Genomic DNA, 21,669 nt, shown 5'->3' with positions numbered 1-21,669 from the left:
GAATTTCGCCGGAACGACCTTGTCCCGACGCCCGGGGCGCCGCTAACAATTACCGGGCGACGGCCGCAGGGCACCGCCGCCGGAAAAGCTGCCGGAAATTCGACTACGCCGGGAGAGAATTCGTGGACCTGCCTCGACTCAAGGCACATCTCGTCCCTCGCCCCTTCGGTACGGATCGGGTCTTCCTCCTGTGCGAGGAGGGCCACTACCTCGTCCAGGGCAAGGCGGTCGCGGCCGTGTTGCCGTATCTCGACGGCACGCACACCATCGCCGAGATCACCGAGAAGCTCGCCGAGCGCTTCACGATGGGCGAAGTGGTGTTCGCGATCTCGAAGTTCCAGCGCTTCGGCCACCTCGTGGACGGCGCGGCGAGCGACGACCGGGCCGGGGCCGCGGCCTGGGAGAGCCTGGGCCTGGACGCCGTCGAGGCCGCCCATCGGCTGCGGGGGGCTCGGATCGAGGTGGCCGCGCTCGGCACCGTGGACGCCGCCGCCGTGGTGGCCGCGCTGCGCGAGATCGGCGCGGCGGTGACCCCGGTGACCTCGGCCGAGACCGGCGCGGCGCCCGCCGACGGCGGACACCGGCCGGACCTGACGGTGGTGCTCGCCGACGACTACCTCGACCCGCGACTGGCCGCGATGGACGCCCGGTTGCGGGCCGCCGGGCTGCCCTGGCTGCTCGCCAAGCCGACCGGGGCGGATGTGTGGACCGGCCCCTACCTGGTCCCCGGGCGCACCGGCTGCTGGCACTGTCTGGCCCACCGCCTGGCGGGCAACCAGCAGGTGGAGACCTTCCTGCGGCGGCGCCCGGACGGCACCGTCGACGAGGAGCCGATCCGCACCTCCCTGGCCGCCACCGCCTGGTCGGTGGGCCTGTCCGCGCACCTGGTCGCCGCCGCCGCGGCCGAACTCCTGGCGGCGGACGGGCGTTCCGGCTACGAGGGGGTGCTGGTCTCGCTGCACGTACCCAGCCGGCGGCTGGAGCAACACCGGTTGATCCGGCAGCCGCAGTGCCCCGCCTGCGGCGATCCCGCGCTGCTCCTGGACCGTGACCCCCGGGTCGAACTCGTGGACCAGGCGGTGCGGTTCGACGACGAGGGCGGCCACCGTACGATGCGCCCCGACGACACGTTCAAGCGGCTGGAGAAGCACATCAGCCGACTGCTCGGCGCGGTCAGCGCGCTGCGCCTGCTCAACGACGTGGACAACGGCGTCACCTTCAGCTACTCGGCCAGCCACAACTTCGCCGTGCCCGGGCCCAACATCGGCATGTTGCGCCGCAACCTGCGCGGCCAGAGCGGCGGCAAGGGCCGCAGCGACGTCCAGGCCCGGGTCAGCGGCGTGTGCGAGGCGATCGAGCGCTATTCGGGGGTGTGGCGCGGCGACCGCCGGACCGAGCCGGGTTCGTTCGAGGAGTTGGGCGCCGACCTGGCCGTGCACCCGTACGACCTGCTGCTCTACTCCGAGACCCAGTACGAGACGCGCGAGGAGTGGAACCGCGAGTCGGCCGGGCGCCTGCACATCGTGCCGGAACGATTCGACGAGAAGCACCGGCTGAACTGGACCCGGGCCTGGTCGCTCACCGACGACCGGCCCCGCCTGGTGCCGGCCGGCTACTCCTGGTTCGGCCACCCCGACCTGAACGAGCACTTCTACTGCTTCAGCGACGGCAACGGCAACGCCTCCGGGAACACCCTCGAAGAGGCGGTCATGCAGGGCCTGTTCGAGAGTTGCGAGCGGGACGCGGTCGGCCTGTGGTGGTACAACCGGGCGCTGCGCCCGGGCTTCGACCTGGACTCGCTGCACGAGCCGTATGTGGACAGCCTGCGCGACTTCTACGCCGGGATGCAGCGCACCCTGGAGGTCGTCGACATCACCACCGACCTGGGCGTGCCCACGTTCGCCGCGGTCTCCCGGCGCACCGACCACCCGGTGGAGGACATCCTTCTCGGCTTCGGCGCCCACCTGGACGTGCGGATCGCGGTGTTGCGCGCGCTCACCGAGGTGAACCAGTTCCTGCCCGCGGTGATCAACCGCAACCCCGACGGCACCACCGCCTACTGGGAGGACGACCCGCACACCCTGGCCTGGCTGCACACCGCCACCGCCGAGCGGGAGCCGTGGGCGCTGCCCGCGCGGCATCTGCCGCGGACCACGCTGGAGGGCTACGGCATCCTGCACAGCGGCGACATCGCGCGCGACATCCGCGACACGGTGGAGCGGTTGCGCGCGGTCGACCTCGAGGTGATCGTGCTCGACCAGACCCTGCCCGATCTGGACCTGAACGTGGCCAAGGTGATGGTGCCCGGACTGCGGCACTTCTGGCGCAGGTTGGGCCCGGGGCGGATGTACGACACACCCGTACGGCTGGGCTGGCTGGCCGAGCCGGTGCCCGAGGCCGACCTCAACCCGTACAGCGTCTTCTTCTGAGCGCGTCCCGTGCCGTGGCCCGGGTCCGATCCGACCGTCGGCGCCCTCGATGCGCCCGGTCGGCTCGGCCGGGCCGGCCCCGCTCCGCCCGGGCCGCTCCCGCCGCGCAACCGATCCGGCCCGGCTCGACCTGCCCCGGAGGTTCCATGACCAGCCTCGGTATCCCGCCGAACGCGGCCGGCGCCGCGACGACGGTGCCGGTGGAACGCATCGCCCTGCATCCGAGCGCGCGGGCGAGCACCAACGCCGCCGGCGCCACCCTGCTCTTCCTCGGGCCGCGCGGAATGTCCCTGGGCGTGTTGACCCCGGGCGTCGCGGCGGCCGTCGCGCTGCTCGCCGACCGCCCGAGCAGCGAGGACGACCTGCACCGGGCCGTGCTCGACCGCGACGGCGAGGGCGCCCTGCTGAAACTGCCCGCGCTGCTCCAGCGGTTGCGCGCCGGCGGGTGGCTGGGCACCACCCTGGAGGTGGCTGGCCGGCCCGTCCTCGCGCTGCGTCCGCTCGCCCCACCGGCCCCGCTCGCCCGCGGCGCGACCGCGCCCGATCCGGCGACCCGGCGGTTGTCCCGCTTCGCGGTGCTCCGCCGCGAGGGCGAACACATCGTCCTGGAGTCGCCGTTGGCCCCGGTCGCCGCCGACCTGCTCGATCCGACCCTGGCCGCACTGGTGGCCGCGCTGCCCCGCCACGACGCCGGCGCGCTGCCGCCCGGTGACGCGCGCGCCCTCGAACTGCTGTCCCGCTACGGCCTGTTGGTCGATCCCGAGCAGGAGGACGCCGATCCGGACCGGGCCAGGTGGTCGCCGCACGAGTTGTGGTTCCACGGGCGCACCCGGGCCGGCCGGCACGACCTGCCCTACGGCGGCACCTACTGGCGGGCCGCCGCCGAACCCGCGCTGCCGGTGGTCCGCCCGGCGTTCGACGGACCGACCGTCGACCTGCCCCGCCCCGACCCGGACACCGTACGCCGAACCGATCCGCCGCTGACCGAGGTGCTGGAGGGCCGCCGTTCGGTGCGCGCGCACGACGACACGAGGCCGCTGACCCTCGCGCAGCTCGGCGAGTTCCTGTACCGCACGGCACGCAACCGCGCCGTCCTGCACGAGGACCGCCAGGAGGTCGGCGACCGGCCCTACCCGTCGGGCGGGCGCTGTCACGAACTGGAGCTGTATCCGCTGGTGAACAACGTGGTCGGGGTGCCTCCCGGCCTGTACCACTACGACCCTCGGGACCATCGCCTCGAACACGTCGCCGACCCCGGCCCGGCGGTCGGCCGGTTGTCCGAGATCGCCCGCGCCACCGCGCTGATGAGCACGCCGCCGCAGGTCGTGCTGCTGGTGAGCGCGCGTTTCGGGCGGGTGATGTGGAAGTACCAGACGATGGGCTACGCGCTCGTCCTCAAACACGTCGGGGTGCTCTACCAGACGATGTATCTGGTCGCGACCGCGATGGGCCTGGGCGCGTGCGGGCTCGGCGGCGGCGACTCCGACCTGTTCGCCCTCGCCACCGGCAACCGATGGGAACGCGAGGGAACCGTCGGCGAGTTCCTGCTCGGCACGGTCGGCCCGGAGCCGAACACCGCCGTGCCGGGCGGGCCCGGAGGGGGACGGCCATGAACTTCCGTCGCGAGGCCCTGGAGGGACTGAAGGCCCCCGAGGAACTCGACGCGCCCATCCGCCTGGTCCGCACCCGCGCCTGGGCGCTGCTGATCGCCCTGGCCCTGCTCCTCGGCGCCACCGCCGCGTGGTCGGCGGGCGGCACCCTGCCGCGCAAGGTCGAGGTGCCGGGCATCCTCACCCATCCGCTCGGCGTCTCGCGGGTGCAGAGCCCGCAGACCGGCCTGGTGTCCAACCTGTTCGTCGACTCGGCCACGCTGGTGCCCAAGGGCACCCCGGTACTCTCCGTGGTCGACGCACAGGGCGCCACCCAGATCGTCCGGGCGCCGTTCGCCGGTCGGGTGATCGGCCTGCTCGTCTCCAGCGGCCAATACATCTCCGTCGGCACCACCTTCATGACCGTCGAGCGCACCGACGCCAACGACGACCGGCTCCTGGCCACGCTGTTCGTGTCCCCGCGCAGCGCGGGCATGTTGCGCCCGGGCACCCAGGTGGACGTCTCCGTGCAGTCCGCGCCCTCCCAGGCGTTCGGACTGCTGCGCGGCCGGATCACCGCGATCGACCAGTTCCCGTACACCGCCCAGCAGGTGGCCGACTTCCTCGGCGGCGACCAACAGGCCGCGGCCCGGCTGTTGTCCGCCGGCGGCGCGGTCCGGGTCACCGTGGACCTGGAGACCGACCCGCGCACGCTCAGCGGCTACCGCTGGACCAACAAGTCGGGCCCGCCGTTCCGGATCGACTCGCAGACCCCCGTCACCGGCTTCGCCCGCCTGCCCGGCGAGCGCCCGCTCGATTGGCTGCTTCCCGGATGACCACCACCGGTTCGCCACCGCCCGCCGAGGCACCGCCCGCCCTGCCCGAGCGCGGTCGCCGCCGCGAGTCCGTCGAGCGCCGGATGTCGGTACGCACGCCCACGGTCATCCAGTTGGAGGGGGTCGAGTGCGGCGCCGCCGCGCTGGCCATGGTGCTCGCCCACCACGGCCGATTCGTCCCGCTGGAGGAGTTGCGACACGCGTGCGGGGTCTCCCGGGACGGCGCCAAGGCGGCGAACCTGCTGCGCGCCGCGCGCTCGTACGGACTCATCGCGCGCGGCATGCAGATGGAGACCGCGGCACTGGCCCGGACCCGGCCGCCGGCCATCCTGTTCTGGAAGTTCAACCACTTCGTCGTCTACGAGGGCATGACGCGCCGGCTCGGTCGGCCGACGGTGCGGCTCAACGACCCCGCGCAGGGCCGCCGGTCGGTCACCACCGAGGAGTTCGACGTCGCGTTCACCGGCATCGTGCTCACCTTCGAGCCGGGCCCGGAGTTCCGGCGCGGCGGACACCCGCCCCGGCTGCTCGCCGACCTGCGCGCGCGCTATCGCAGCAGCGGCGGCGCGCTGCTGCTCGCCCTCCTGGCCAGCCTGCTGCTGATCCTGCCCGGCCTGGCCGCGCCCGCGTTCACGCGGGTGTTCATCGACCGGGTGCTCACCGGCCGGGACCACTCGTTCCTGCCCGCGCTGCTCGCGTCCATGGGTCTGGCGGCGGCGGTCACCATCGCGCTGACCATGCTGCAACAGACCCATCTGCTGCGGGTCGAGTCCGCGTCCTCGATCCGCAGCTCGGTCCGCGTGGTACGCCATCTGCTGCGGCTGCCCGTGGTGTTCTTCACCCAGCGCAACCCGGCCGAGATCAGCAAGCGGGTCTCCGCCAACAACACCATCGCGCAGATCCTGTCCCGCGACGTGGCCACCACGGTGGTCAGCATGCTGCTCGTGGTGGTCTACGCGGGCCTGCTGTGGACCTACGACGCGCAGTTGACCCTGGTCGGGGTCGGCGTGGCGATGCTCAACATCGTGGTGCTCAAACTGGTCTCGCGCATGCGCACCGACACCGTGGCCCGGCTGCGCGCGGACCGCTCGGGTCTGGTGTCGGCGTCGTTCAACGGCCTCCAGTTGATCGAGACGCTGAAGGCCTCCGGCGCCGAGGGCGACTACTTCAAGCGCTGGGCCGGATTCCAGGCCCGGGTGGTCTCCGGACAGCAGGCGCTGGGCGCGCCCACGTCGATCCTGGCCGTGGTGCCGCCGCTGCTCGCCGCCGTGGACAGCGGTCTGCTGTTGTGGATCGGGGGCCTGCGGGCGATCGACGGGCACATGTCGATCGGCCTGCTGGTGGCCTTCCAGACCCTGGTCAACTCGTTCAGCCGACCCGTGGCCCAACTGACCAACCTGGGGCCGAGGTTGCAGGACGTGACCGCGGACCTCAACCGGCTCAAGGACATCGAGAAGTTCCCGCCCGCGCCCGAGTTCCTCGACGACGAGCGGGAGCACCGCGCCGGGTCCGACGCCGAGGCCCCGGCCACGGTGCTCGCCGGCCGGGTCGAGTTGTCCCATGTCACCTTCGGCTACAGCCCGTTGGGCAAACCGCTCCTCGACGACTTCTCGCTGCGGGTGGGCCCCGGCCGGCGGGTCGCCCTGGTCGGCGGTTCGGGCAGCGGCAAGTCGACGGTGAGCCGGTTGATCGCCGGGCTGTACGAACCGTGGAGCGGCGAGCTGCTGTTCGACGGCCGGCCGCGCCGGGACCATCCGCGCGACGTGATGGGCACCGCGGTGGCGTTCGTGGACCAGGACATCTTCCTGTTCGAGGGCACCGTGCGGGACAACGTCACGCTGTGGGACGACTCGATCCCGGACGAGACGGTGGTCGCCGCGTTGCGCGACGCCGCCGTGTACGACGTGGTCGCGGCCCGACCGGGCACCATCCACAGCGCGGTCGCCGAGAGCGGCAAGAACTTCTCCGGCGGCCAGCGCCAGCGCCTGGAGATCGCCCGCGCCCTGGTCCGCAACCCCAGCGTGCTGGTCCTGGACGAGGCGACCAGCGCACTCGACGCGCAGACCGAGGCCACCATCGACGACAACCTGCGCCGACGCGGCTGCGCCTGCGTGATCATCGCGCACCGGTTGTCCACGGTGCGCGACAGCGACGAGATCGTGGTGCTCGAACAGGGCCGGGTCGCCCAGCGCGGCGACCACCACACCCTCGCGGGCGTCCCCGGCCCGTACGCCGAATTGATCCGCGACCTGTAGCCCCGCGCGCCGCGCGCCCGCCACCGCTGCCCCCACGGAGCCGTCCCCACGGAGAACGAGGAGGAAGGATGACCGAGCCCACGCAGGGCTTCGAGCCCGCCGAGCCGCCCGACGACGCGCCGCCGGACCTGCACGCGCTCGGTGCCGCGCTCGGCCCCGAACTCGCCGGGGCCTGCGCACTCGACGGCGCCCGCCAGGTCTGGTTCGTCACCGCCGGCATGGTGGACGTGTTCGCCACCACCCGGGAGGAGGGCGGGCGCTGGCAGTTCCTGTGCCGGGTGGGGGCCGGGACGGTGCTGTGCGGGGCGCCGGCCGGCGGTACCGCGATGTTGGGCAAACCGCTGCCCGGCGGGACGGTGCGGGCCGCGCCGCTGGCCGACGTCCTGGCCGCCGCCGCGGTCGACGCGGCCTTCGCGGGCCGCTTCGCGGCGGGCCTGGACCGGGGCCTGGGCGCGCTGGCCGACGCGGTCCGGATGGGCCTGCCACCGCGTACGTTCACCGCCCTGGAGGCGGGCGAGGGCGCCGAGTTGTCCGCCGGCGGCTCGGCCCGCTCGGTCGCGGGCACGCTGTGGGTGCGCGTGTTGTCCGGGTCGGTGGCCATCGGCGGGCCGGACGAGGCCGACGGGGACGCCCCCGCCGACGACGTCCCCGAGGCGGGCGCCACGGTCGGCTTCGGCGGCCGGCTGGCGATCGGCGCGGCCGACTGGCTGTACTCGGCCGGCGGCGCGCTCGTGCACGTCGTCCGCACCCTGGACGTCCTCACGGAGGCTCCGTTCGCCCACGACCTGGCCCACCACCAGCACACCCTGATGCGGCGCGTGGACGAACGCCTGCGCGGCCGGCGCGGCAACGCCTGCCGGGAACTGGACGCGCGCCGCGAGGTCGACGCCGACGCGCTGCGCCGTTCCTCGCGCGCCCTCGGCGCGGTCCTGGACCCCTACCGGCCGGTGCACCGGGTCGGCCTGGACGTGGCCGACCAGGACGACTATCTCGCGGTGGCCCGGGTGGTCGGACAGGCGAGCGGGGTGACGATCACCCGGGGCGGCACCTCGGAGGCCGCCGACGCCCGGCTGGACCCGCTGGAGCGGATCGCCGTCTCGTCCGGCTTCCGGGTGCGCGACGTGGCGCTCACGGGTCGCTGGTGGCGTACCGACTCCGGCCCGCTGGTCGGACACACCCGCATGGCGGACGCGGACCCGGACACCCGCCGCCCGGTGGCCCTGATGTGGCGGCGTCGGCGCTATCACGTGCTCGATCCCACCGGCACCGACTGGACACCCGTCGACCGCGCCCGAGCGGCCCGCCTGGAACACCGGGCGACCATGTTCTATCCGGCCCTGCCCGAGCGCCCCGGCGGTGCCCGCACCCTGCTGCGCTTCGGTCTGCGCGGCAGCCTGGGCGACGTACTCGTGCTGTTCGCCTGCGGTCTGGGCGCCGCGCTGCTCGGGCTGGCGGTACCGGTGTTGACCGGGAAGGTGCTCGGCGTGTTCGTCCCGCAGGGCGACCGGGTCCTGGTCACCCAGATGTGCGTGGTGCTGCTGGCTTCCGCGCTTCTGGCGGCGGTGCTGTCCGCGGTGCAGAACCTCTCGCTGCTGCGGGTCGAGGGGCGGTTCGAGGCGATCGCCCAGGCCGCCGTCTGGGACCGGCTGTTGCGCCTGTCCACCGGGTTCTTCGCGTCCGTCTCCTCCGGATCGCTGAGCAGCGCCGCGCTGGGCATCAGCGCGCTGCGCGAGATCCTCAGCGGGGTCACCGCGCTGTTCGTGCCGGCGTGTCTGATCTTCCTGGTCAACCTGGGCCTGCTGTTCTTCTACAGTGTGCCGCTGGCGCTGCTCGCCCTGCTGCTCGCCGCCCTGGGCGGCGCGGTGTGCGCGGTCGCCGGTCTGCGCCAGATGCGTCGCCAGCGCGAACTGATGGCCGAGGAACACGAGTTGTCCGGCCGGATGTTCCAACTGCTGACCGGACTGCCCAAGTTGCGGGTGGCGGCGGCCGAGGACCGGGCCTTCGCGTTCTGGGCGATGGGCTTCGCCCGCAGCCGGGTGTTGTCGGTGCGCACCCGTCGGTTGCAGAACACGGTCACGGTGTTCAACTCGGGCTATCTGCTGCTGTGCACGCTGCTCCTGTTCGCGATGGTCTCCGGCCCCGCCGACGGGGAGTTGGACGTCGGCGGGTTCCTGTCGTTCAGCGTGGCCTACGCCCTGATGCTCGGCTCGATGCTCCAGATGACCGCGAGCATCACCATGATGGCCGCCGCGGTACCGCTGTTCGAGGGGGTGCGGCCGGTGCTCGCCGAGTTGCCCGAGGTGCTGGAGTCCAAACAACCGCCGGGCGACCTGTACGGCGGCATCGAGGTCAGCCGGCTGTCGTTCCGCTACGCGCCGGACGCCCCGCCGGTGCTCGACGACGTGAACCTGCGGGCCCGGCCCGGGGAGTTCGTCGCCATCGTCGGGCCCACCGGCTGCGGCAAGTCCACCCTCCTGCGCCTGCTGATCGGCTTCGAGCAGCCGACCACCGGCTCGGTGCTCTACGACGGCCAGGACCTCGCCTCGCTGGACGTGGCGGCGGTGCGCCGGCAGTTCGGCGTGGTGTTGCAGAACGGGCAACTGTTCGCCGGCAGCGTGCTGCACAACATCTGCGGACTGCGCAACTACACCCTGGACGAGGCCTGGGAGGCGGCCGAGATGGCCGGTCTGGACCAGGACCTGGGCCGGATGCCGATGGGCATGCACACCGTGCTCTCCGACGGCGCGGTGACCCTGTCGGCCGGCCAGCGGCAACGGCTGATGATCGCCCGGGCGCTGATCGGCCGGCCGCGCATCCTGTTCTTCGACGAGGCGACCAGCGCGCTGGACAACCGCACCCAGGAGGTGGTCACCCAGAGCACCCGACGGCTGAACGCCACCCGGATCATCATCGCGCACCGGTTGTCCACCGTGATGCAGGCCGATCGCATCGTGGTGCTCGACGCCGGACGGGTCGTCCAGTCCGGGCCGCCGGACCAGTTGCTGGCCGACGAGGACGGCCTGTTCCACCAACTGGTCCAGCGTCAGATGACGTAGGGCCCCGTCGGCCGCAGCACCCACCGCCCGCGAGTTCGGCCACCACCGCACCCAGGAGGCTCCCGTGCCCGGATCGCCCGTCCACTCCGGTCCCCCCGGATCGCCCGTCCATTCCCGTCCGCCCGGCCCCGCCGACGACCTCGGCCTGGCCGACATCCGGGTCGACCCGCTCGCCTTCCTCACCACGCTCGCCGCCGAGTTCGGCGACCTGTGCAGCCATCGCACGCGCGGCGAGGTGGTGTGGTTCGTCAATCGCCCCGACCTGGTCCGGCACATCCTCAAGGACAACTACACGGCGTGGACGAAGGCCGGCACCCCGGACGACTTCATGCTCACCCCGCTGCTCGGGAAGGGCCTGCTGACCAGCGACGGCCCCGCCTGGGAGCGGCAACGCCGGTTGTGCGCGCCGGCGTTCCGGCCGCGACGGGTCGAGGAGTTCGACACGCTGATGACCGACGCGGCCGTCGACCTGGCCGCCGCGTGGGAGCGGGCCGCCGACGAGGGGCGGACCATTCGGGTCGACCACGACTTCACCGCGCTCACCCTGCGGATCGTCGCGGACGCGCTGCTCGGCGCCGATCTGGCGGCGGCGGGCCGGGGGTTCGGCCGTGCGGTCGACGACATCAACCGCTTCATCGGCCACTTCGACGGCGAGCCCGGCACGCCGACCGACGCGGACGCGGACCCGGCCCTGCTTCGCCGGCGGTACACCGCCGCGCAGACCTTCCTGGCCCGCGTCGTCGGCATGCTCGTCGCCGCCCGGCGCTACACCGGCCCGCCCACGGATCGGCCCGCCGACCTGCTCGACGCGATGCTCGGCGCCCGGGACGCGCACGGGGACGCGCTCGGCGATCGCGAACTGCACGACCAGGTGCTGACCATGGTAATGGCCGGGCACGAGACCACGGCCAAGGCGCTGAGTTGGACCGTGCACCTGCTCGACCGCCATCCCGAGACCGCGGCGGCGGTCCGCGCCGAGTTGGCCGAGGTGCTGGCCGGCCGACCGCCCCGGGCCGCGGACCTGCCCCGTCTGGACCTGACCCGGCGCTGCGTGGAGGAGGCGATCCGGCTGTATCCGCCGGTGTGGCTGATCTCCCGGCGGGCCGCGGCGGACGACGTGCTCGACGGCCGCCACGTGCCCGAGGGCACCCTCGTGTGCATCAGCCCGTGGACCCTGCACCGGCACCCGGCGATATGGGAGGAGCCCGAACGCTTCCGGCCCGAGCGCTTCACCGCGACCGCCCGGGCGGCCCGGCCCGCGCACGCCTACGTGCCGTTCGGCGGCGGGCCCCGGGTGTGCATCGGCCAGTCGTTCGCCCTGACCGAGGCGGTCCTGGTGCTGGCCACGGTGTTGCAGCGGCTGGAGTTGCGCGGTGTGCCCGGGCATCCGGTGGTGCCCGAGGCGCTGGTGACCCTGCGGCCCAGGGACGGCCTGCTGATGACCGCGCACCGGCCCGCCGCCGGGGGGCGGCCGTGATCGGCCCGACCCGCCCCGGGGGCAGCTATCGGCCGCAGGCCGAACTCGGCGGGGTGCCGGCCGAGGTGCGCCGGTTGGCGATCCAGGCCGAGCTGAGCTGGGCACACGAGTGGCGGGTGCTGCGGGACACGGCGCCCACGGTCGCCGGCGCGGTGCTGGACGCCGGTTGCGGAACCGGGGCGGTCACCCGCCGGCTGCGCGCCGAACTGGCCGATCCGCGGACCCGGTTGGTGGGTCTGGACGCGGACGAGCGGCTGCTCGCGGTGGCCCGGACCGAGGCGCCGACGGCGGGGATCGACTACGTGGCCGGCGATCTGACCGAACCACCGCTGCCGGCGGGCTCGTTCGACCTGGTGCTGGCCCGCTACGTGTTCCAGCACCTGACCGACCCGGTGGCCGCCGCCCGGGCGCTGGCCGCGCTGCTGCGGCCCGGCGGCGTGCTGGCCGTGATCGACGTGGACGCCGGGCTGTGGGGTTGCGCGGACCCGGACCTGTCGGCCCTGTCCGCCGACGCCTACCGCGCCCTCGGTACGGCCCAGGCGGCCGACGGCGGGGATCGCCTCGTGGCTCGCCGGCTGCCCCGGATCCTGCGCCGCGCGGGCCTGACCGGGATCACCGTACGCCCGTTCGCCTACACCAGCGACGAGGTCGGCGGCCCGGCCGCGCTCGCCCCGCAGTTGTCCCCCGAGCGTCTGCTTCCGCTGGTCGAGCGCGGCGCCCTGGGCCTGGGGACGTACGCACGGGCGATGGCGGCGTGGGAACGCTTCGTCGCCGCCGACGGCTTCACCCTGCTCCTCGGCTTCGCGGTGGTCGGCCGAGTACCCACGACATAGGGAGAGTTCGGCACTCCCGGACCACGGTGGCGCGCGATGTCGACGCGCGTCACCGTCACTGAGTCGACGCCAGTCTCGTGGACAGCGCGGTACGGCCCGAGATACCCAACTTCCGGTAGACGTGGGTCAGATGCACCTCCACCGTGCCGCGCGTGACGCACAACGACTCGGCGATCGCCCGGTTGGTGTGCCCGGCCGCGGCCAGTTCCGCGATCTGCCGCTCCGAGGGGGTCAGCGAGCCGGGGCCGGACAGGCTGGTCCGGCGCAGCCGGCCGCCGCAGGCGAGCAGGTCCTTGTGCGCCCGCTCGACCAGCAGATCCCAGCCGCACTCCTGGGCCAGCCCCATGCCTCGCCGCAACGCCAGGCGGGCCGCCGCCGGTTGACCGGCCAGCGCGTACACCCGGCCCGACTCGACCAGGGACTCGGCCAGTTGGAGCCGGGCGCCGGAGTGCTCCAGGATCGCCACCGACTCCTCCAGGAGCCGGATGGCGCCGCGTGGACCCTCGATCCGCGCCCGGTTGCGCAGCGCCTCGCCGATCGGGGCGGGCGCACCCCAGCGGCGGGCGATCTCCAGGCCCTCCTCGAACAGCGGCGCCGCCTCGGCCCGCCGATCCAGGTCCACCAGGGCCGCCCCGGCCCCGCCGCGCCAGTCGCTCAGCGCCGGGTTGACGATGCCCAGTTCGGTCAGTCGTCGGCCGCATTCGAGGTGGTCGGCCAGAGCCCCGCGCGGGTCCCCGGCCGCGTGCCTACATCGGGCCCGCACACCCAGCGCGGTGGCCCGTGCCCGCGGCACGCCCAGGGCCCCGCGCAACATCGTGGTCGCCGCGTCGTACTGCCCCAACACCACCCGGATGCGCGCCAGTTGCACCCTGGTCAGCTGGGTGAGCGCGGACAGTTCGGGGCCGCGCGCGAGCCGGCCGGCGATGCGCGCCTCGGCCAGCGCCTCGGCCAGGTCGCCCGCGCGCAGCGCGATGTCCGCGCACAGGCAGTGCGCGACGACGGCGGGCAGCCCGATCCGCGAGTGGGCCGGGCCGATCGGGATCGCCGCGGTCAGGCCGCCCGCCCACACCCGGGCCTCGTCCAGCCGGCCGGCCCAGGCCAGCACCACCACGCTGCGCAGCAGGAGCAGCGCCGACGCGCCGCCCCGGGGCGGTTCGCCCGCCAGCGCACGCTCGATCAGGTCCAGCGCGATGGCGCTGGGCTCGGCCCGGCACGCGCTGTCCGACGCGAACGCGGCCAGCAGTTCGCGCTCGCCCGCGGTGACGCCCGTGACCTCGGCTGCGGCGCGGTCGAGGCCGGACCGGGCCGCCCGGTCGCATCGGGCCTCGGCGCCGGCGGCCGGTCCGCCCAGGTGCGCGATGGCCCGCAGCCGCAGCCGCACGTCCGGGTCGGGGCAGTCCCGCTCGGCGAGTTCGCCGAGCCGTGCCGCCGCGTCCCGGGCGGGCCGCATCACCGCCTCCACGCTGTCCCCCTGGCGCAGCACGTGCGCGTGGCACAACTCCAGGACCGCCTCGGCCCGTTCGCCGGGATCGGTGAGCAGCCGCAGCGCCTCCTCCAGGTGCCGTGCGGCCGCCTCGGGCGCGGTGGGCACCTCGGCGCGGCCCAGCAACACGAGCAGGCGCGCCCGGTGTTCGGCGGCCGGGTCGTCGCGCAGCGCACGCCGGGCGTATTCGGCGCAGCGCAGCGTCGCGCCCGCCTCCAGCGCGGCCCGGCCCGCCTCGTAGAGCACCGCCCCCGCCCACGCGTGGTCGTCCACGTGCAACGTGTCGATCCGCAACAGGTGTTCGGCGACGCGCGTCGGCGGCGCGCCGTAGTCGCCGAGTCGGCGGGCGGCCCGCACATGCCGATCGCGCAGCAGCGTCTCGGGGATCGTGTCGTGCACGGCGTCGCGAAGTTCGGGGGTGCGGAACGACAACCGGCCGCCGGAGGGTGTGTCGCGCAGCACGCCGACCCGGACGAGTTCGGCCAGTGGCCCGTCCAGCCGGTCCGGCCCGGTGCCCAGCAGGTCGGCCACGATGTCCAGGTCGGCGCCGTCGCCGAACAGCGCGGTGGTCTGCGCCAACGCCCGGACCCGCTCGGGTTGTCGGGCCAGGCGTGCGGTCACCGCGGCCGCCTCGATCCGGGCGGCGATCCGACGGATGTGGTCGGCCCGGGTCTGTCGGGGCCGCCCGTCGAGGTGGACGCCGGAGCGGGTCGGGCCCAGTTCCGGCGGCAGTCCGGCCTGGAGTTGGGTGTCGATCAACCGGGCCAGATACGCCGGCACCCCGCCGGTGACGTGGTGGCACAGGCGTACGAACGGGTCGTCGGGGACCCGGCCGGCGTAGGCGCGTTGCACCAACTCCCGTGCGCTGTGCACGGACAGCGGGCGCAGCGTGCTCTCGTGGCAGGCGGCCTGCGCGCCGATGTCGTCGAGGGCGTCGCGTGCGGGCAGGTCGTCGTCCACGCGCACGCCGAGCACCACGAGCAGCGGCAGTCGGGTCAACCGGCGCACCAGGTGCGCGAACCACCGCAGCGAGGCGTCGTCCATCCACTGCGCGTGGTCGACGACGATCACCCGGGGGCAGCGCCGGACGGCGGTCAGCAGCACCTCGTACAACTCGTCGAACAGCGGCCGCCCGTGGTCCTCGGGCACGGCGTGCGGAAGCGCGCGGCGCAGTTCGTCGAACCGGTCGTCCCCGGCCGGCTGCGCCGCGTCGCCGAGCCCGGCGAGCAACTGGCGCAGCGCGGCGAAGGGTTCGCGGGCGTCGCGGTGCTGGCAGGAGACCAGCACGGGAGCGGCGCCCGCGCGGCGTTGGCGCTCGGTGAACTCGACGAGCAGTTCGCGGCACCACATCCCCGACGCGGTACGGATGATCACGGCGCGTCCGCCGGCTCCGGTCCGTGAGGCGCGTGCGTGCGCCAGCAGATCGGAAAGTTCGGATACCCGCTCCGGTTCCACTGAAGCGACCCCTTCCCCCCAGCGCGGCCCGCACCGCGACACCCTGCGGGGAGACCGGGCAGCCCGATTGTCGTCGGGAACGCCGCCGACGGCTCCCCGCGGGGCCGCAGCGGTAGGACACGTACGTTCTCGACCACCGTCCCGCCCGGGGCCGGCCGTGCGCTCGCGGTTCCGTTCGCACCGTGTGGGCCCCCCGGTCCAACGCGGTGCGCGGCGGCCCGAAATCGGGACGTAGGGCACGCCGATCGGCTCTGTCTCCAGCAGCGGGTTCCTTGTTACGCCATTGCGGCGGCGTGCCACAAGACCCGATCTCCAACTCTACGCAAGGATCTTGTGACCGTCCGTTGAACGGATTTCAACACGATCCGACACGGCGCGAAACCCGCCGATTCGGGCCGGAATCGCCCCTTGACGCCGGGAATCGAGGCCACTCGGTTTCGGCGATTCCCGTGACTGCGCCCGCCATCGGTTCCATGATGCGAATGCACCTGGTTTTGCATGAATGGCGGAGCCGTCCGAGGTCGCGCCGCAGGGGGCAGTGATCGGACGGAAGCGGGAGGGTGACGACGATGCGTGCCGGCAACGGGGATGCGGCGGACTCGCTCGGGTCGGTGACCTGGGTGAAGAGCAGTGCGAGTACGGCCGAGGGCAACTGTGTGGAAGTGGCGCTGCTGCCCGGCGGCGCGATCGCGGTCCGCGACTCGCAACGGGCGCGGGGACCGGCCCTGGTCTACTCCCGGGCGAGCCTGGCCGGCTTCGTCGCGGACTCCGGACTCCGGGGGTGTGCCGAGCCGATCGGCTGACCCGGACCGCATCGCGGTGGCCCAATCGACGGACACGCGGGATCCCGGCTCGGGATAATGGCGGGCGTCCGTCTGCCCCTTGGAGTTCCCATGTCCGCCGAACACCCGGCCCGCGCGCCGTCGATCGCACCCGTGGTGTCCCTCACCCAGCAGACCAGTCCGGCCGCGGCCGTCAAGGTGCTCGGCGCGACACTGCGCAAGTTGCGGCTGGACAACGGCCGGGGGCTGAAGGACGCGGCCGAGGCGATCCGGGCGTCGATGTCCAAGATCAGCCGACTGGAGCGCGGCGAGAGCCCGCCGCGCCCCCGGGACGTCTTCGACCTGGTCCGCTACTACGGGGTCCGGGACGAGGAATCCCTCTCCGAGATAGAGGAGTTGCTGAAGAAGGCGCTGGAGCGGGCCTGGTGGAGCCACTACAGCGACGTGATGCCGGGCTGGCTGACCCGGTTGATCGGGATGGAGGACTCGGCCACCAAGATCGACACCTACGAGGTGCACGTGGTGCCGGGCCTGCTCCAGGTGCCCGAGTACATCCGCGCCGTGGTGCGCTCGGGCCTGCCCCGCGCCGCGCCCGAGGAGGTCGAGCGCCGCATCGAACTTCGGGTTCAGCGGCAGGCGTTGCTCACGGACGAGCATCGCCCGGATCTGACCGCGCTGTTGGACGAGGGCATCCTGCGCCGACCCGTCGGGGGTCCGTCGGTGATGGCCGCGCAGATGCGGCACCTGTTGGCCGAGTCGGCGCGGGAGCGGATCAACATCCGCGTGGTGCGCTTCGATCGGGCCGCAGGTGTCGCCCCGCCGTCGCCGATGACCTATCTCCGCTTCGCCTCGGGCGGGCCGAGCGAGATGATCTACCTGGAGCAGGCGAACAGCGCGACCTACCTGAGCAGGCGCGCGGACATCGACGCCTATCGGGAGATCCTGCTCCGCCTGTGGGCGGTGGCCGAGAATCGGGCCTCCAGCGAACGTATGTTGCGCGACGCCGAACGCCACTTCACCGCGGCCGCCGAGGACTGACGCCGGGTCGTGCCCCGCCCGGACGCCCGGGTCAGCGCACCCGGGCCAGGCCGCCGTACTCGATCCACTCGTCGGTCTGTTGGCGCGCGGCGACCTGCGAGTCCGGGCGCCACGTGGACACCTCCACCAGCCCGGGTTCGAGCACGCTCAACCCGGTGAAGTAGTCGTCCACCTGGGCACGATCGCGTACCCGACCCCAGTTGCCGCCGGTGGCCCGGGCCATGAAGTCGCTCACCCCGTCCCGGATCGCCGGGTCCTCGCTGACCAGTTGGCAGATCACCATGAAGCTGCCCGGGGGCAGTCGGTCGGCGACCCGGCGGATCATCTCCCCGGGCCCGGCGGACTCGGGCAGGCAGTGCAGGACCGAGACGAACAGCGCCGCGACCGGTTCGTCGAGCCGGATCAGCCGCTCGACCTCGGGGCGCCCGAAGATGCCCTCGGTATCGGTCATGTCGGCCTGGACGACGGCGGTGTTCTCGTTCTCCTCCAGCAACATCCGGCCGTGGGCCAGCACGATGGGGTCGTTGTCGACGTAGACCACCCGGGACGCGGGGTCCACACGCTGCGCCACCTGATGCACGTTGTCCCGGGTGGGCAGCCCGGATCCGTGGTCCAGGAACTGCCGTACGCCGTACTCGGCGGCCAGCACCCGCACCACCCGGCGTAGGAACGCCCGGTTGTTCAGCGCCAGTTCGCGCGTGCTGGGCACGATCTCGAGCAGTTCCTCGCAGGCCTCGCGATCGGCGGGGTAGTTGTCGGTGCCGCCGAGATACCAGTCGTACATCCGTGCCGCACTCGGTGTGTCCACGTCGATCTCGGGCATCGGCCCATTCGCGTTCCCCATCGCGCCCCCTCGTGCGTCCGCGCTCGCCGGGACCCACCGCGGTCTCCCGGTCGCCGCCCGTGCGCGCACCATGCTAGATGCGTGACGTACGTCGGGGCAGGCACTCCGGCCGGGAAGTCGGTGGTCCGGGCGAGGCGCGAAACGGCACGGTGGGGCGAGAAGCGGGTCGCGCGGCACGGGTTGCGCACGACCCGCACGCCCTCATCCGCCGCCCGGGCCGTCGGGACCGCGGGGGTGGATCGGGGCGTCTCGGCCGTCCGGGCGCCGCACGGCGTCGGGACGGCGTTCGGGGGTCCTGACCACGGCGGCGGGCAGGCCGCGCTCGGCCGGGACCGATCGAGCGGCCGGCTCGGGCGGATCGGTGCCCATGAGGTCGGCCGCGGCGGTCGCGGTCATGCCGAGCCGGCGGTGCGGCGCCACCGCGCCCGCCCGCGCCCACGGCAGGGCGTCGTACGGGGTGCCCCGGGCGGGGGGTAGGGCGGTGGCGACCCGACCCGGGATGTGCCGGGCCCCGGCGGTCGGATCGGGCCCGCGCGGCACGTCGGCCCGGGTACCGACGAGGTCGGCCACGGCCGACCGCACGGCCGGCCCACCCCGCACGGGATCGACCACCCGCAACCGGGCGGACCGCGCCCACCGCGCCCGATCCGGCGGACGGAACGCGGTGAGGTCGATCGGCGCCGCGGACACCCCGCCGGAACCGACCGGCTCGCCATCGGCCCGATCCGACTCCGACTCGACGGCCGCCGGCGCCACCGGGCACCGCACGGCGGACACCGACGCCTCCGCACACGTCCCGACGGCCGTACGCGCCGTCGCACCCGGGTCAGCCGACATCGCCGTCGCCGGTGTGCGTCCCGGTCACCGGGCGCGGCCGCGACCCGGACCCCGGCAGGGCGGCGAATGGCAGTCCTCCCGCGGGGAATCCGGCGTCGCCGAAGCGGATCAGCACGCCGTAGTGCACCTGTTTCCACAACCGCCGGATCACGTCCGGATGCGCCCCCAGTCGCTCCACCAGCAGTTCGGCGCCGGCCCGGTCCGGGATCAACTCGCCGGCCAGGACCCGCTCGACGGTGCCGGGGCGCAACGGCCCGCCGCCGACCCGATCCGGCGCGGGACGCCCGGCGGCCAGCCACAGGCCGCGCACCATCGCGATGAACAACGCGGCCAGATCCGGCAGTTCCCGCCGGATGCCGTGGTCGACCCCGCGCGAGCACTCCCACAGGGCACGCAACTCCGCCGCCTCGCCGCCCAGTTTCCCGGCCAGCGTCTCCACCACCGGCCAGGACGCGAACACCTCCCCGGCCAGGATCCGGGCCAGGAACTCCTCGCTGATCCCGGCCTGCCAGGCCAGGTCGGCGACGGTGACCCCGGCGGTACGGCGCAGTTCGCGCAACGCCGCCGCCAGCCGCTCGCCGGCGTGCTGGGACGCCGACAGGTCCGCGTCCCCGCGCGCGTCCTCGCCCGGATGCGACCGGGCCCCCAGACGCGCGGCCAACTGCGCGGACCACTCCGGGCGCGGCCGCATCGTCGTGCCGGGCGGGACCTCGCCCACCACCGCGCGATATCGCTGGGTCTCGCCGCTCAGCCGGTCCGCGTAGGCCAGCCGGACACGCAGCGGCTCGCGCGTACGTTCGGCCTCCTCCAGCGCACAGGCGACCCGGCGCAGAATCGCCACGATGCCCGCTTCCAGCCCCCGGAGGTCGGCGGCCGGCGGCGCCTCCCGCTCCCGCGCCGTACGCGCCCGCCGCCGGCAACCGGGATCGCAGTAGCGCCGCTTGCGGTCGCCCGTGTCGCGTCGCGCGAAGCGTCGACCGCACGCGGCGCACGTGGTGATGCCCCTGCGGGCGTTCATCCCGTGTCTCTCCCTCCGGTCCCGGGCGTGGCCCCGGCACCGTCCCCGGTTCGCGCGCGCCTCACGGCCGAGACCGAGGTGCCCGACCGGAGCCGGCCGGCCGCCGCCCCCGCATGCCGAGTGCCTTCCCCGAACGGAAAGCGGGAAATACCGTTCTCGGGAATCGCCGGAGATCGTCCGAAAGTTCTCCGGCGGATAAGTCGACCACCATGTTCGGTTCCTTGATCGTTGTTCCCTCGCGACCCCGGGCGACGACCGTCGATCCGGATCGTTCGACGCTCCGGAAGCTACCCCCAGAGTTTCCGAAACGCCAAGGAAACCCGAGAAATGCAAATGCACGGCCGGTCGCCCCGACGCCTCGAAGTCGCCCTCGGACGCCGTCGGATCCGCCGACAACGATCCCACGGCGCACAAAGAAGCGCAGGTCACATGGCACAAACCGGCCATGGGCAGGGGCGACTCGATCGGAAGACGTCACCGCGGAGGAACGTCCCGATTTCTCCGATCGACCGCGTCGAAACCCACCCGGAGCACGAATCCACCCCTGCGAGTGACATCCATGCAATTGCATATGCAAAGGAGCCGGGCCCCGACCCCGCCCATAAATCACCCCGCACGAATCCTCCCCCGCCCCGCACCGATGCCCGCACAATCCACCATCGAGCGCGGATACCGGCCGACTTTCCACGGACACGCACGACACGTACGGCACGCACGACATGCAGGACATACACGGCGCGCAGGACGTGCACGGCACGCGCCGCATCCGCGACACGCCCGCCGACACGCCCGACACCGCACCGAACCGAGCGGTCGGTGCCTGGCACAATGGTTCGCGAACGGGTTCGAAGGCGCTCGTGCGCGCAGCCATTCGTTCGGGACACACCGGGTGAACGGCGGACAGGAAAAGGAACCACCGCCGTGAGCGAGAACCGACCGTCCGAGGGCCAGCCGATCTCGGGGCCCGACGTCGCGCACAACGCCCGGGTCTGGAATCACTGGCTGGGCGGCAAGGACAACTACCCGATCGACCGCAAGGTCGGCGACCACGTCACGAGCATGTTCCCGAGCATCGGCGAAGTCGCCCGGGCGGACCGGGAGTTCCTGGGTCGCGCGGTGCGCTTCCTGGCCGGCGAGGCCGGGATGGACCAGTTCCTCGACATCGGCACCGGGCTGCCCACCGCCGACAACACGCACGAGGTCGCCCAGCGGGTGAACCCCGCCTCGCGGATCGTCTACGTGGACAACGACCCGCTGGTCCTGGCGCACGCCCGCGCGCTGCTCACCAGCACCCCCGAGGGCGCCACCGACTACATCCACGCCGACGCGCACCACCCCGACGCCATCGTCCGGGACGCGAAGGCGACGCTGGACTTCGACCGCCCGGTCGCGGTGATGTTGCTCGGCAGCCTCAACTTCATCCTCGACACCGACATCGCCGTGGACATCGTCGGCCGACTGATGGCCGCCGTACCGTCGGGCAGCCACCTGGTGATCACCCACCCGACCACCGAACTCGGCGGCGAGGGCAACGTCGACGCCATGCGGTTCTGGAACGAGAACGCCACCCCGCCGATCACCGCCCGCAGCCTCGCCGAGTTCACCCGCTTCTTCGCCGGCCTGGACCTGCTCGACCCGGGCATCGTCTCCTGCGCCCGCTGGCGAGCCACCCCCGTCGACGGCGAACTCCCGTCGATCGTCCCGCAGTTCGGCGCGGTCGCCCGCAAGCCCTGACCC

General features: G+C 73.5%; 14 protein-coding genes. 10 read left to right on the top strand and 4 right to left on the bottom strand.

The features are described from left to right. Positions 1 to 122 precede the first annotated feature (122 nt). The 7 genes from EMA17_RS30735 (at position 123) to EMA17_RS30705 (ending at position 12,475) form a co-directional block, all read left to right on the top strand. A complete protein-coding gene (locus tag EMA17_RS30735; RefSeq protein ID WP_126640422.1) occupies positions 123 to 2,429 on the top strand; it encodes a TOMM precursor leader peptide-binding protein in 2,307 nt (768 codons plus the stop codon). A gap of 146 nt (positions 2,430 to 2,575) precedes the next feature. Further along, entirely contained in the window at positions 2,576 to 4,042 is a 1,467-nt protein-coding gene (locus EMA17_RS30730) for a SagB family peptide dehydrogenase (RefSeq protein WP_126640421.1), read from the top strand. Further along, positions 4,039 to 4,854: an HlyD family efflux transporter periplasmic adaptor subunit gene (locus tag EMA17_RS30725; protein WP_126640420.1), complete on the top strand. Its 816-nt coding sequence runs from the start codon at positions 4,039 to 4,041 to the stop codon at positions 4,852 to 4,854. Before EMA17_RS30730 ends, EMA17_RS30725 begins: the two co-directional genes overlap by 4 nt. Continuing rightward, complete coding sequence (locus tag EMA17_RS30720) at positions 4,851 to 7,109, top strand: NHLP family bacteriocin export ABC transporter peptidase/permease/ATPase subunit (RefSeq protein ID WP_126640419.1); 2,259 nt, start codon at positions 4,851 to 4,853, stop codon at positions 7,107 to 7,109. The genes EMA17_RS30725 and EMA17_RS30720 overlap by 4 nt, the downstream gene beginning before the upstream one ends. A 68-nt stretch (positions 7,110 to 7,177) precedes the next feature. After that, positions 7,178 to 10,165: an NHLP bacteriocin export ABC transporter permease/ATPase subunit gene (locus EMA17_RS30715; RefSeq protein ID WP_126640418.1), complete on the top strand. Its 2,988-nt coding sequence runs from the start codon at positions 7,178 to 7,180 to the stop codon at positions 10,163 to 10,165. Between the two features lie 64 nt (positions 10,166 to 10,229). Next, positions 10,230 to 11,642 (top strand): cytochrome P450, encoded by a 1,413-nt coding sequence (locus EMA17_RS30710; protein WP_126640417.1) that lies wholly within the window; start codon positions 10,230 to 10,232, stop codon positions 11,640 to 11,642. Beyond that, on the top strand, positions 11,639 to 12,475 hold the full coding sequence (locus EMA17_RS30705) for a class I SAM-dependent methyltransferase (RefSeq protein WP_160161621.1): 837 nt from the start codon (positions 11,639 to 11,641) through the stop codon (positions 12,473 to 12,475). Before EMA17_RS30710 ends, EMA17_RS30705 begins: the two co-directional genes overlap by 4 nt. A 55-nt stretch (positions 12,476 to 12,530) precedes the next feature. On the opposite strand, the gene EMA17_RS30700 is transcribed toward EMA17_RS30705, so the two are convergent. Beyond that, positions 12,531 to 15,413, bottom strand: coding sequence for a helix-turn-helix transcriptional regulator (locus tag EMA17_RS30700; protein ID WP_160161620.1), 2,883 nt, complete (start codon positions 15,411 to 15,413; stop codon positions 12,531 to 12,533). 569 nt (positions 15,414 to 15,982) lie between these two features. Here EMA17_RS30700 and EMA17_RS30695 point away from each other — a divergent pair. Next, entirely contained in the window at positions 15,983 to 16,216 is a 234-nt protein-coding gene (locus tag EMA17_RS30695; RefSeq protein ID WP_126640507.1) for a DUF397 domain-containing protein, read from the top strand. Positions 16,217 to 16,306: 90 nt separating this feature from the next. Then, positions 16,307 to 17,233: a helix-turn-helix domain-containing protein gene (locus EMA17_RS30690; RefSeq protein WP_126640414.1), complete on the top strand. Its 927-nt coding sequence runs from the start codon at positions 16,307 to 16,309 to the stop codon at positions 17,231 to 17,233. A 31-nt stretch (positions 17,234 to 17,264) separates the two neighbouring features. On the opposite strand, the gene EMA17_RS30685 is transcribed toward EMA17_RS30690, so the two are convergent. The 3 genes from EMA17_RS30685 to EMA17_RS30675 all read right to left on the bottom strand — a co-directional run bounded on the left by EMA17_RS30685 (position 17,265) and on the right by EMA17_RS30675 (position 19,932). Further along, a complete protein-coding gene (locus EMA17_RS30685) occupies positions 17,265 to 18,077 on the bottom strand; it encodes an SAM-dependent methyltransferase (RefSeq protein ID WP_126640413.1) in 813 nt (270 codons plus the stop codon). Between the two features lie 201 nt (positions 18,078 to 18,278). Then, positions 18,279 to 18,854 (bottom strand): hypothetical protein, encoded by a 576-nt coding sequence (locus tag EMA17_RS30680; RefSeq protein ID WP_126640412.1) that lies wholly within the window; start codon positions 18,852 to 18,854, stop codon positions 18,279 to 18,281. 49 nt (positions 18,855 to 18,903) lie between these two features. After that, positions 18,904 to 19,932 (bottom strand): helix-turn-helix domain-containing protein, encoded by a 1,029-nt coding sequence (locus EMA17_RS30675; RefSeq protein ID WP_160161619.1) that lies wholly within the window; start codon positions 19,930 to 19,932, stop codon positions 18,904 to 18,906. A 921-nt stretch (positions 19,933 to 20,853) separates the two neighbouring features. On the opposite strand from EMA17_RS30675, the gene EMA17_RS30670 reads away from it, so the two are divergent. Continuing rightward, the gene (locus EMA17_RS30670) at positions 20,854 to 21,666 is read left to right on the top strand and encodes an SAM-dependent methyltransferase (RefSeq protein ID WP_246127000.1); all 813 of its coding nucleotides are present in this window, start codon (positions 20,854 to 20,856) and stop codon (positions 21,664 to 21,666) included. Positions 21,667 to 21,669 lie beyond the last annotated feature (3 nt).

Source organism: Embleya hyalina (genome assembly GCF_003967355.1).
GTDB lineage: Bacteria > Actinomycetota > Actinomycetes > Streptomycetales > Streptomycetaceae > Embleya > Embleya hyalina.
This window is presented reverse-complemented; position numbering and strand designations above follow the sequence as displayed.